This window comes from Halomonas sp. BC1, assembly GCF_002078135.1.
In the GTDB taxonomy this organism is placed as follows: domain Bacteria; phylum Pseudomonadota; class Gammaproteobacteria; order Pseudomonadales; family Halomonadaceae; genus Vreelandella; species Vreelandella stevensii.
In genome coordinates, this window is sequence record NZ_LFGS01000012.1 from 107,033 (window position 1) to 119,342 (window position 12,310).

Sequence of the window (12,310 nt, forward strand, 5' to 3'; positions counted from 1 at the left end):
CTCCGGCAGCTCGCTCTCCAACTCCAGCGGCTCTACCGGTGCATCCGGCAAAGCCAGATCGGGCAGCGCAATCTGACTCGTCGCGACCGGCGCAGGGGCAGGCGCTGGTGCAGGAGGGGGAGCCGCAGGAGCCGCCTGGGCAGGCTCTGGCGGCGGCGTTTCCGGCTCGGCAGCCTGCTCAGGCGCTTCCACCATGGTCATGGCCATGGACATGACCGGCTCGTCGACGCTGCGCTCCGGAGGTGCCACCAGCAGCGCCAGCATCCAGAACAGCCCCATCGCCAGCGCAGCACCAGCCAGCAGCGAGAACCCGTGGCGTATCATGGCGCACTCCGACTAGCCGCCACCGCCACTTGCTCTACGCCTGCCTGCTGCAGGCGATCCATCACTTCGATCAGCAGTCCAGTGGTGGACGCTCGATCGGCCTGGATGACCACCGAGCCATCGCCACTGAGCATGCCGGCCACTTCCTGACCGATGCGATGGGCATCGACCGGACGACCATCCACCCAGACGGCTCCTTCCGGCGTAATCGCGATCAGCACCTGGGCGTCCGGACGCTGTGTGGCGGCGGCCGCTTCCGGGCGCTCGATCTCTACGCCACTCTCCTTGATAAAGCTGGTCGTCACGATAAAGAAGATCAGCATGATGAAGACCACATCCAGCATTGGGGTCAAGTTGACTTCATTGCTCTCTTCGACGGCCTCTATGGAACGGCGTCTACGCATCATTTTCCTCCAGGGCACGCGCCAGGCGATCATGCAGACGCTGGTCTTCGCGGCGAATCACGTGCTCCAAACGGCTGATAAACAGCATGCCCACCACGGCAATGGCCATGCCTGTCAATGTGGGTAGCGTGGCTCGGGCCACGCCATCGGCCATGGCTCGGGCCTGATGGGTGTCACTCATGGAGAGGCTATCGAACACGGTGATCATGCCGGTGACCGTGCCCAGCAAACCCAACAGCGGGCACAACGCCACCAGCAATTTGATCCACGGCAGCGGCCGACGCAGCTTGGCCACCAGGGCCGCACTCCACACATCGCGCAACGTCCGTGCGCTCCAGCTGCGATGGTCGCTACGCGCTGCCCAGCGGTGCACCAGCTGACGACGCGCACGTCGCCAGCTGATGCGGTAGTACCACCAGCGTTCGATGGCCATGGCGAACACCAGCACGGCCACCAGCGCAAGCACCACCAGCACCGCGCCACCGGCATCCAACAACCGCTCTACCGGCTCCAGCCAAAGGGGCAACGTCGGCATATCAGTTCACCGCTTGCCCGGGATGGGCGGACTGCGCTTCCAGGTGATCGGCCAGGGTGGCGCTAGCCTCCCCTTCGATCACTTGCGTAATGGACCGGCTACGGCTGGACAGTGCCGTTTGTGCAAACAGCAACGGCACCGCTGTCACCAGACCCAATACCGTCGTCACCAATGCCTGACTGATCCCTCCCGCCATGAGCTGCGGGTCACCGGTACCGAACACGGTAATGGCCTGAAAGGTGACGATCATGCCCGTCACCGTACCCAACAGGCCCAGCAGCGGCGCAATGGCGGCCAACAGCTTGACGATGGGCTGGCCTCGCTCGATGCGCGGCAGCTCTGCCAGCACCGCTTCATCCAGGCGGGCTTCGAGGGCTTCGGGGGTTTGATGCTTGTCCATGTCCTTGAAACGCTGCAGCACTCGGCCCAGCGGATTGTCTGCTCGCGGCTGCTCCAACTGACGGCGTTGACGACGCACCCGTGCGCTTACCAGCAGCAGATAGAGGTATTGCGCCAGCGCCACCAACAGACCGATACCCCCCAGCACCACGACCACATAGCCGACATAGCCCCCCTGCTGGAAACGCTCCCAGAGACTGGGCTGCTGGGCCAACGCCTGCAGTACGCTGCCCTGGGTAGGGTCGATGGCAAATTCACGGCTCTCACCTTGGTGGTAGGCGGCGAGCAGACGGCGGATTTCCGACGGCGTACGCGGCAGCTCGGCCAGGCTCTGGTCATCCTGCCCCTTGCGGAGCAGTGCCGACTCCGTGAAAGCGGCAAAATCCCCCAAACGGACCACCTGACGAGGCGCAATCTCGCCAGCACCGTCTGCCACGGGCAACTCGAGACGCTCGGCCTGCCCGGTGTTCATGGTCAAGGCTGCCAGCCGGTCTACCACGCTCTCCAGGTGCTCACGCTCCAGCACCTCGACGTCGTTGAGGCGCGGAGGCAAAGCGTCAGGCGTCAACGTCAGCCAGCTCTCCCCTCCCAACTCGTTGCGCAGCTCCTCGCTGTGCCGCGTCAGATCGGCCAACAGTGCCGTAAGGGCCTCCCCCTGCTCATCCTGACGCTGAGCCAAAACCTCGGCCTGCTCGGCCTGCTCTTGCTGCTGCGCCTGCAGGGCAACCTGCTCCTGCTCGGCGGCTGCGTGCGCGGCGCGTGCTTCCTCCAGGGCAGCAGCCAGGGCGTCCTGATCTTCCAGAAACGACTGCAGCCGCGCCTGATCTCGCGCTTCTGCTGCTTCGCGGGCATCACGCAGCGTCGTGACATCACTGCTTTGGGCAATGGCCGGGGCGCTCGCCCAAACGCTCATGGCCAGCAGCAGGCAGGCCATCTTGTGCACGCCGCGCCGATAGCTGGATAGTTTCATTACGGCGCTCCTGTGGCGGTGATCGATAGCGGCAATTGCAGCAGTTCAGGCGTACGCTGATCATCGGCAATACGCAGGCCATTACGCACTTCTCGGCGTGCACGCTCTTCCAGCGCCAGCCATTCGCCGCGCTGCTGGTCCCATACGCCGCCCTCACGGCCATCCGGCGTCAGGTAATAGAGGCCAATACGCCCAATACGCAGATAATCGACTTCCCGAGGAGCCTCGCCGTCGCGCTGCAAACGCCCCCGCCAGCGATCCACCTGGCGGCCGTATGCCAGCTCTGCACGCCAGGCTTCGAGCAGCTCGGCAATCCGTTCGGCGCTCTCCTGGGTGGACGCCTCGGCCCCTTCTACGCGTGCCAAGCGCTCGGCGCGCAGGAAAGGCAGATCCGACGCGATCCATTGGCTGAGCTGTTCGGCCATATCCTGCTCGATGGCCGGCAGCGCAGCACGTGTATCGCTCAGCGTATCCAGCGCCTGGGCCAACCGCTGCTGGCGCTCCGCTTCACCGGCCAGGCGACTACTCAGGGCAGCATTGGAAGCGCTCATCTGCCGCGTCTCCTGCTCCAGTTGGCGCAATTCTTCCAACTGTTCTCGCGTTGCTTCGTCGGCCCTGTCGATTTGCTGCTGCAGCTCAGATTGCACTTGCTGGGCCTCGACACTCTGGGCCGCCTGATCCATCGTTTCATCGCTCGCCATCAGCGATGTACTGGCCAGCATTCCAGCAAGCCAATATCCGCTCAAGGCAAAGAAAGGCCTTTTCAGCACGTCGTCTCTCCCTCACTGCTCAGCGCGCTATCAGTATCAGCTCGCCAAGGCTCACCAAATATAAGAACGATTTGCGTTTAAATCGTTAGCGTGCATAGCCTACCATCAATAGAGCAAATGACAATATTTATCATTAACATTCAATAACGAAATCTTTTCATCACCCATAAAAAACGGGAGCTCTGAGGCTCCCGTTGAGTGGCACGCTAATTGAACGATCAGAACGCCCAGTCGTCGTCTTCGGTAGCGACGGCCTTGCCGATGACGTAGGACGAGCCAGACCCCGAGAAGAAGTCGTGGTTCTCGTCTGCGCTGGGGGACAGCGCCGCCATGATCGTCGGGTCGACGTCCGTGACACTGCTGGGGAACAGCGGCTCGAAACCGAGGTTCATCAACGCCTTGTTGGCGTTGTAGTGCAGGAACTTCTTCACGTCTTCGGTCAAGCCCACCGCATCATACAGCGACTCGGTGTAGCGCACTTCGTTGTCGTACAGCTCCAGCAGCAGCTCGTAGGCATAATCCTTCACTTCCTGCTGACGCTCCGGGGTGGCTTCCGCCAGCGCCTGCTGGAACTTGTAGCCCACGTAGTAACCGTGCACCGCTTCGTCACGAATGATCAGACGAATCAGGTCAGCGGTATTGGTCAGCTTGGCATGGCTGGACCAGTACATGGGCAGATAGAAGCCGGAGTAGAACAGGAACGACTCCAGGAAAACGCTGGCCACTTTGCGCATCAGCGGGTCATCGGAGCGATAGCGCTTGAGAATCAGCTCGGACTTCAGCTGGAGCGACGGGTTCTCCTCACTCCAACGGAACGCATCGTCCACGTCCCGGGTGGCGCACAGCGTCGAGAAAATCGAGCTGTAGGAGCGCGCATGCACCGATTCCATGAAGGCAATGTTGGTATACACCGCTTCTTCATGGGGCGTACGCGCATCTTCCATCAACACCGGCGCACCCACGCTGCTCTGGATGGTATCGAGCAGCGTCAGGCCGGTGAAGACCCGGATGGTCAGCTGCTTTTCCTGCTGAGTCAGGGTGTTCCACGACTGAATATCGTTGGATAGCGGCACTTTTTCCGGCAGCCAGAAGTTGCTGGTCAGGCGGTTCCACACCTCCAGATCTTTATCGTCCTGCAGACGGTTCCAGTTGATCGCATTAACCCGCGACAGGCGTTGCATCGTTGTCATCAGCGCTCTCTTCTAAACGTCATCACATGCCAGTGGGAATATCGTTACAGCGTGCAGGAGACACAGCCTTCTACCTCGGTGCCTTCCAGCGCGCTTTGGCGCAAGCGAATGTAGTAAAGGGTCTTGATACCCTTCCGCCATGCATAGATCTGCGCCTTGTTGATATCCCGAGTGGTAGCGGTATCAGGGAAGAACAGTGTCAGTGACAGCCCCTGATCCACATGCTTCGACGCTTCTGCATAAGTATCGATGATTTTCTCAGGGCCAATTTCATAGGCATCCTGAAAGTAATCGAAGTTGTCTTCATTCAAGAACGGCGCCGGATAATAGACCCGCCCCAGCTTGCCTTCTTTACGAATCTCGATTCTCGCCGCCACCGGATGAATACTGGAAGTGGAGTTGTTGATATAGGAGATCGAGCCCGTGGGCGGCACTGCCTGCAAGTTGCGGTTGTACAGGCCGTGCGCCATGACCGAGGCCTTCAGGGCCTGCCAATCTTCCTGGGTCGGCAGCGCAATACCACTGCGTTCGAACAGCTGGCGTACTTTTTCGGTACGCGGCAGCCAGGCCTGGTCGGTGTACTTGTCGAAGAACGTGCCCGACGCGTAGGTGGAGTCCTCGAAACCGGCGAAGGTGGCGCCATGCTCAATGGCCAGCTGGTTCGAGGCACGAATGGCATGGAACGCGACGCAGTAGAAGTACAGGTTGGTGAAATCCAACCCCTCTTCCGAGCCATAATAGATGTGCTCACGCGCCAGGAAACCGTGCAGGTTCATCTGCCCCAGACCAATCGCACGCGACTTGGCATTCCCTTCGGCAATCGAGGGCACGCTGCTCAGGTTGCTCATTTCGGACACGGCGGTCAGGCCGCGAATGGCGATTTCGACGCTGGTGCCGATATCGCCCGAATCCATGACCTTGGCAATGTTCATCGAGCCCAGGTTGCAGGAGATGTCCTGACCGATGTCGCGGTATCCCAGGTCGTCGTCATACTCGGTCGGCGTGTTGACCTGCAGAATCTCGGAGCAGAGGTTGCTCATGTTGATGCGACCGGCAATCGGGTTGGCGCGATTGACCGTATCTTCGAACATGATGTACGGGTAACCGGACTCGAACTGCAGCTCAGCCAGCGTCTGGAAGAAGGCACGAGCATTGATCTTCTGCTTGCGAATGCGCGCATCCGCCACCATTTCATGGTACTTCTCGGTGACGCTGATATCGCCAAACGGCACCCCGTAGACCCGCTCTACATCATAGGGGGAGAACAGGTACATGTCGTCGTTGCGCTTGGCCAGTTCGAACGTGATATCCGGAATGGTCACGCCCAGCGAAAGCGTCTTGATGCGGATCTTTTCGTCGGCATTTTCACGCTTGGTGTCGAGGAAACGCAGAATGTCAGGGTGGTGAGCATTCAGGTACACAGCCCCGGCACCCTGACGAGCCCCCAGCTGGTTGGCGTAAGAGAACGCATCTTCCAGCAGCTTCATGATGGGGATGATGCCCGACGACTGGTTTTCGATACGCTTGATCGGCGCGCCAGACTCACGAATGTTGGTCAGCAGGAACGCCACCCCACCACCACGCTTGGAGAGCTGCAGCGCTGAGTTGATCGACCGCCCGATCGACTCCATGTTGTCTTCGATACGCAGCAGGAAGCATGACACCAGCTCACCGCGCTGCTGTTTGCCGCAGTTCAGGAAAGTCGGCGTGGCTGGCTGGAAGCGACCACTGATCACTTCATCCACCAGCGACTTGGCCAGCGCTTCATCCCCACGCGCCAGCGTCAGCGCAACCATGCACACGCGATCTTCGTAGCGCTCCAGGTAACGCTTGCCATCGAAGGTCTTCAGCGTATAGCTGGTGTAGTACTTGAAGGCACCCAGGAAGCTGGGGAAGCGAAACTTGTAGGCATACGCCTGCTCGAACAGCGACTTGATGAATGCGAAGCTGTACTGATCGAGTACGTTGGCCTCGTAATAGCCCTCTTCCACCAGGTAGTCCAGCTTCTCTTCCAGCGAGTGGAAGAAAACCGTGTTCTGGTTGACGTGCTGAAGGAAGTACTGACGCGCTGCTTCGCGGTCCTTGTCCAACTGCAGTTCGCCGTTGGCACCGTACAGATTGAGCATCGCGTTGAGCGCATGATAATCCAGCGTACGCGCTTCGTTGGTACCCGCAGCAGGACGTTTCGCTTCTGCCGACTTCTTGGTAGCGGCGCTGGTGGACGCTACGTTGTTAGAGACTGAGCTTGACGTTTCCAAAACTCTTCTACTCCTTTGCGGACCTTGGCGACATCGTCATCGGTGCCAAACAGTTCAAAGCGATAAAGCAACGGTACCCGGCACTTTTGCGCGATGATGCGCCCTGCCAACCCGTAAGCTTCACCAAAATTCGTATTACCCGAGGCAATGACACCTCGAATGAGGTGCCGATTGTACTCATCGTTCAAGAAGCGAATCACCTGCCCCGGCACGGCGCCTTGTGCATGGCCACCGCCGTAGGTAGGCGTCACCAATATGTAAGGCTGCGTGACGCGTGGTGTGGGCTCTTCACGATTCAATGGCAGCCGCTGGGCGCTCAAGCCAAGCCTTTCGATAAACCGATGGGTATTGCCTGACTTGGTGGAAAAATAGACCAGCGTACCCGCCTGCCTGGTTTCCACCGTGGCCGTGTGCATGGCGGCTGAACTATGCCAGCGCCTGGATACGGTCAGGGCGGAAGCCGGACCAGTGATCCTCACCTACCACGACGACCGGCAACTGACGATAGCCCAGAGCTTCGACCTGCTGCTGCGCGCCAGACTCTTCCGTAATGTCGATCACGGTGTACTCCAAACCCTGCTTGTCCAGCGCACGATAGGTAGCGGTGCACTGTACGCAGGCAGGCTTGCTATAAATTTGGATTTCCATGGCTATTTTCCTTTTCATAGCGACACTTTTCGGGTAGCGCATGGTAATGGCGCCACCCCTCTGAAATTCTCCACGCATACTATATATAGATCACCAGAAAATCAATTCAAGCATATATGGTATTTTTTTCATCCACAGGTTATTGACAATCCATACCCAGCGCTATACCCAGAAACCCAAAAAAAGCCGCCCCCTAAAAGGGGGCGGCTTTGGCTGTAAAATCACGCGCTCAGGCGCAATTTTCGACCATTATCAGGCCTTGGCAGCCTGGTAGCGACGCTCGACGTCTTCCCAGTTCACGACATTGAAGAAAGCGTCAACATAGTCGGGGCGCTTGTTCTGGAACTTGAGGTAGTACGCGTGCTCCCATACATCCAGACCCAGCAGCGGCGTGTTGCCATGCATCAGAGGGCTATCCTGGTTGAGCGTGTTCTCGACGACCAGCTTCTTCTCGGGTGTGACAGATAGCCACGCCCAGCCGCTGCCAAAACGGCCCAGCGCCGCTTTTTTGAAAGCGTCCTTGAACGCATCGAAGCCACCCAGCTCAGCATCGATGGCCTTGGCAACATCACCCTGGGGCTGACCGCCACCATTGGGAGACATCATCTGCCAGAACATGGAGTGGTTGGCGTGACCACCGCCGTTGTTGATGACAGCCTGACGCTTCTCTTCCGGCACGCGATCCAGATTGGCGACCAACTCTTCTACGGGCACGTCTTCCAGACCGGTGCCTTCCAAAGCGCCGTTCAGGTTGGTCACGTAGGTGTTGTGGTGACGAGAGTGGTGAATCTCCATCGTCATCGCATCGATGTGCGGCTCGAGTGCATCGTAAGCGTACGGTAATTCAGGAAGGGTATGGGCCATGCTATCTTCTCCTTGAGTGGCTTCTATAACGTTCACTACCTAAGGTGCGGTCTTGCTTCACCCTTTTCAACTGCCGCCCCAGCAATTTTTCTACCAGCGCGACGACTTCTTTATCCCAGCACTTTAGTCAACTATTTTCAGTTTATCGAATTCATCGCCATTAAAAAAGCCGACCTCTTGCGACGTCGGCTTTTGGTAAAACGGCGTTCCTGCTTACAGCTTGCTCTCCAGCTCCGGCAGGATCTCGAACAGATCCCCCACCAGGCCGTAGTCGGCTACCTGGAAGATCGGGGCCTCTTCGTCCTTGTTGATCGCCACGATCACCTTGGAGTCTTTCATCCCCGCCAGGTGTTGAATCGCGCCGCTGATGCCCACGGCAATGTAGAGCTCGGGGGCGACGATCTTGCCGGTCTGGCCCACCTGCATGTCGTTGGGCACGAAGCCTGCATCCACCGCTGCACGAGACGCGCCAATGGCGGCACCCAACTTGTCGGCAATGCCGTCCAGCAGTTTGAAGTTTTCGCCGTTGCCCATGCCGCGGCCGCCGGAGATGACGACCCTGGCACCGCCGAGTTCCGGGCGGTCGCTCTGGGCCAGCTCCTGCTTCACGAAACGGGACTGGGCGTTGTCGACGACCACGTCCACGGCTTCCACGCTGGCGCTACCGCCGCTGCCTACCGCATCGAAGGCGGTGGTGCGCACGGTGATGACTTTCAGCGGGTCGTCGCTTTTCACCGTGGCGATGGCGTTACCGGCGTAGATCGGGCGCAGGAAGGTGTCGGCGCTCTCGACGCCAATCACTTCCGACAGTTGGCTGACGTCTTTCAGCGCGGCCAGCCGCGGCAGCACGTTCTTGCCGGTGGTGGAGGCGCTGGTCAGCACGTGGGTGTAGTCGTCGGCCAGGGCGACCAGCAGCGCGCCCATGGGCTCGGCAAGCTGATGGGCGTAGACGGCGTTGTCCGCCACGCGCACCTTGCTCACGCCGTCGAGTGTCGCGGCGGCTTCGGCGGCGGCCTGGACGCCTTCACCGGCGACCAGTACATCGATATCGCCACCGATCGCCTGGGCGGCTGCCACGACGTGGGCGGTGGCGCTGGCCAACTGACCTTCATGCAGGTCGGCAAGTACCAGAATGCTCATGAGATCAGCTCCTTTTAAAGCACCTTGGCTTCGTTTTTCAGTTTGTCGATCAGCTCGTCCACCGAGGCGACCTTGATACCGCCCTTGCGCTCGGCGGGTGACTCGACCTTGAGCAGCGTGACGTTTGACGCGACCTCGACTCCATAGTCGGCGGGGGTCTTGACGTCCAGCGGCTTTTTCTTGGCCTTCATGATGTCCGGCAGCTTGGCGTAGCGCGGCTCGTTGAGGCGCAGGTCGGTGGTGACAATGGCAGGCAGCGTGAGGGCGACGGTTTGCAGGCCGCCGTCGATTTCACGGGTGACGTTCACCTTGTCGCCATCGATGGCGACTTCCGAGGCGAAAGTGCCCTGGGGCAGATTGGTCAGCGCCGCCAGCATCTGGCCGGTCTGGTTATTGTCGGTGTCGATGGCCTGTTTGCCGAGAATTACCAAACCGGGCTGCTCTTCATCCACCACCTTGGCCAGCAGCTTGGCCACCGCCAGCGATTCGACGCGCTCGTCGGTCTCGATGTGGATGGCGCGGTCAGCCCCCAGCGCCAGCGCGGTGCGCAGCTGCTCCTGGGCAGCCCTGGGGCCTACCGTCACAGCGACCACTTCACTGGCCGCCCCCTTCTCTTTCAGGCGCACGGCCTCTTCCACGGCAATTTCGCAGAAAGGGTTCATGGCCATTTTGACGTTGGTAAGATCCACGTCAGAATGATCCGCTTTAACGCGGATCTTGACGTTGTAGTCGATGACGCGTTTTACCGCGACCAGTACTTTCATAGGTTCCTCGCTTGGCCTGGATGATAGCCGTTGACCTGAACAGACGCCGCTCGGATAGCAGCGTAAAAAAATTCATGCAAGCGTTTGATAGGCTAGCAAATGAAAAACCCTATCAATTTGCCACAGCCTACCTTTATGCAACAACACCTAATCACTGCGGCCTTGGTCGTAGTCGCTGGCGGCTTTTACCGTAAAGTGCGCTTTTGCCATCGTAGGGGTTACCTGACACAGGTATTATGCCTATCATGGGTGATAACCAGAAGCAAACGACCGTTTTAAATTAAGGCCATCTTTTCATAAGCTAGTGCTCAATCGCTAGCACCGACGAGTGGCACTTATGAGAATAAGGAGAAACCGGGTGGAAACCGTTGAACGCGATGTAATGGATTTTGACGTGGTCATCGTGGGCGCAGGCCCCTCTGGCTTGGCCGCCGCCTGCCGTTTGATGCAGCAGGCCAACGCAGCGGAACAAGAGCTGACCGTTTGCGTGGTCGAGAAAGGATCTGAGGTAGGAGCGCATATTCTGTCTGGCGCGGTGTTCGAACCCCGCGCCCTGGCGGAGCTTTTCCCGACTGGGAAGAGCGCGGCGCTCCTCTGAACACGCCCGCCACGCGCGACGATGTTTATTTGCTGAAGGATGCCAAAAAGGCGCAGAAAATCCCCAATGCGCTGGTACCCAAAAGCATGCACAACACCGGCGGTGAACTGACCCGCTACGTGATCAGCGCAGGCAACCTGTGCCGCTGGCTGGGTGAGCAGGCAGAATCCCTGGGCGTCGAGATATTTCCGGGCTTCGCCGCCCAGGAAGTGATCATCGAGGATGACGTGGTGCGCGGCATTCTGATTGGCGACATGGGCATCGGTGCCGATGGCACCCCCAAGGATAGCCACATGCCCGGCATGGAGCTGCGCGCCAAGTACACGCTATTTGCCGAGGGCGCCAGAGGCCATCTAGGCAAACGCCTGATCAAGCAGTTCTCGCTGGATGCTGGTCGAGACCCTCAACACTACGGCATCGGGCTGAAAGAGCTATGGGATGTACCCGCCGACAAGCACGAGCCTGGCCTGGTGGTTCACGGCTCTGGCTGGCCGCTGGACAGCAAGACCCACGGTGGCTGGTTTCTCTACCACGCCGAAAACCAGCAGGTCGTGGTGGGGCTGATCATGGACCTGGGCTATCAGAATCCGTGGCTCTCGCCCTTCGACGAATTCCAGCGCATGAAGCATCACCCGGTGCTCAGCCAATATCTGGAAGGCGGCAAGCGGGTGGCTTATGGCGCGCGCGCGATTGCCAAGGGAGGCTTCAACTGCCTGCCCAGGATGACCTTCCCCGGTGGTCTGCTGATTGGTTGTGACGCTGGCACGCTGAACTTTGCCAAGATCAAGGGCCTGCACACCGCCATGAAATCAGGCATGGTGGCGGCAGAGAGCGTCTTCGAAGCCATCAAGGGCGGCGACGAGGGTGGGCAGACGCTGGCCAGCTTCGAACGCCTGTGGGAGGCCAGCTGGGCTTACCAGGAGTTGAAAGAGAGCGCTAGCTTCGGTCCGGCCATCCATAAATATGGCACGGTCGGCGGCGGGGCTTATAACTTCGCGAACCAGCTGCTGGGCAACAAGCTGCCCAACGTGCACGACACCACCACCGACCACGGCGCCCTGAAACCGGCGGCCGAATTCGAGAAGATTCAGTATCCGAAGCCGGACGGCAAGCTGTCCTTCGACAAGTCCACCTCGGTATTTCTCTCGAACACCAACCATGAAGAAGATCAGCCCTGCCACCTGCGCCTGGCTGACCCGGCGTTGCCAATTCGGGACAACCTGCCGACATACGCCGAGCCCGCACAGCGCTACTGCCCAGCGGGTGTCTATGAAGTGGTGGAGGATGACCAGGGCCAGCCACGCTTCCAGATCAACTTCCAGAACTGCGTACACTGCAAGACCTGCGATATCAAGGACCCGGCCCAGAACATCACCTGGGTAGCCCCCGAAGGCGGTGGCGGCCCGAACTATCCGAACATGTAAGCCTACCCAACACCGGTGCCGC

General features: G+C 59.5%; 11 protein-coding genes and 2 pseudogenes. 1 reads left to right on the top strand and 12 read right to left on the bottom strand.

Annotated features, from left to right (window positions below):
• The 12 genes and pseudogenes from B7L72_RS10010 to B7L72_RS10065 form a co-directional block, all read right to left on the bottom strand.
• Positions 1–324: pseudogene (locus B7L72_RS10010) on the bottom strand (iron transporter); the annotation flags it as partial.
• The gene (locus tag B7L72_RS10015; RefSeq protein ID WP_039177216.1) at positions 321–728 is read right to left on the bottom strand and encodes an ExbD/TolR family protein; all 408 of its coding nucleotides are present in this window, start codon (positions 726–728) and stop codon (positions 321–323) included. The pseudogene B7L72_RS10010 and the gene B7L72_RS10015, both read right to left, overlap by 4 nt.
• Positions 721–1,263, bottom strand: coding sequence for a MotA/TolQ/ExbB proton channel family protein (locus tag B7L72_RS10020; protein WP_039177218.1), 543 nt, complete (start codon positions 1,261–1,263; stop codon positions 721–723). Before B7L72_RS10020 ends, B7L72_RS10015 begins: the two co-directional genes overlap by 8 nt.
• Position 1,264: 1 nt before the next feature.
• On the bottom strand, positions 1,265–2,632 hold the full coding sequence (locus tag B7L72_RS10025; protein WP_081137124.1) for a MotA/TolQ/ExbB proton channel family protein: 1,368 nt from the start codon (positions 2,630–2,632) through the stop codon (positions 1,265–1,267).
• A complete protein-coding gene (locus B7L72_RS10030) occupies positions 2,632–3,402 on the bottom strand; it encodes a DUF3450 domain-containing protein (RefSeq protein ID WP_081137122.1) in 771 nt (256 codons plus the stop codon). Before B7L72_RS10030 ends, B7L72_RS10025 begins: the two co-directional genes overlap by 1 nt.
• Positions 3,403–3,620: 218 nt before the next feature.
• Positions 3,621–4,592 carry a class 1b ribonucleoside-diphosphate reductase subunit beta gene (gene nrdF / locus B7L72_RS10035; protein ID WP_016913568.1) on the bottom strand — a complete coding sequence of 324 codons (972 nt, stop codon included), beginning with the start codon at positions 4,590–4,592 and terminating at the stop codon, positions 3,621–3,623.
• Between the two features lie 44 nt (positions 4,593–4,636).
• Complete coding sequence (nrdE, locus tag B7L72_RS10040) at positions 4,637–6,850, bottom strand: class 1b ribonucleoside-diphosphate reductase subunit alpha (RefSeq protein WP_081194078.1); 2,214 nt, start codon at positions 6,848–6,850, stop codon at positions 4,637–4,639.
• On the bottom strand, positions 6,817–7,266 hold the full coding sequence (nrdI, locus tag B7L72_RS10045) for a class Ib ribonucleoside-diphosphate reductase assembly flavoprotein NrdI (protein ID WP_081137118.1): 450 nt from the start codon (positions 7,264–7,266) through the stop codon (positions 6,817–6,819). Before nrdI ends, nrdE begins: the two co-directional genes overlap by 34 nt.
• Before the next feature lie 10 nt (positions 7,267–7,276).
• Positions 7,277–7,498 (bottom strand): glutaredoxin-like protein NrdH, encoded by a 222-nt coding sequence (nrdH, locus tag B7L72_RS10050; RefSeq protein ID WP_039177227.1) that lies wholly within the window; start codon positions 7,496–7,498, stop codon positions 7,277–7,279.
• Between the two features lie 252 nt (positions 7,499–7,750).
• Positions 7,751–8,362: a superoxide dismutase gene (locus tag B7L72_RS10055; RefSeq protein ID WP_081137116.1), complete on the bottom strand. Its 612-nt coding sequence runs from the start codon at positions 8,360–8,362 to the stop codon at positions 7,751–7,753.
• A 213-nt stretch (positions 8,363–8,575) separates the two neighbouring features.
• Positions 8,576–9,502 (bottom strand): electron transfer flavoprotein subunit alpha/FixB family protein, encoded by a 927-nt coding sequence (locus B7L72_RS10060; RefSeq protein WP_081194079.1) that lies wholly within the window; start codon positions 9,500–9,502, stop codon positions 8,576–8,578.
• A gap of 14 nt (positions 9,503–9,516) precedes the next feature.
• Positions 9,517–10,266, bottom strand: a complete 750-nt coding sequence (locus tag B7L72_RS10065; protein WP_081194080.1) for an electron transfer flavoprotein subunit beta/FixA family protein — start codon at positions 10,264–10,266, stop codon at positions 9,517–9,519.
• 358 nt (positions 10,267–10,624) lie between these two features.
• Between B7L72_RS10065 and B7L72_RS10070 the strand changes: the two are divergent.
• A pseudogene (locus B7L72_RS10070) lies at positions 10,625–12,288 on the top strand (electron transfer flavoprotein-ubiquinone oxidoreductase).
• Positions 12,289–12,310: the final 22 nt, after the last annotated feature.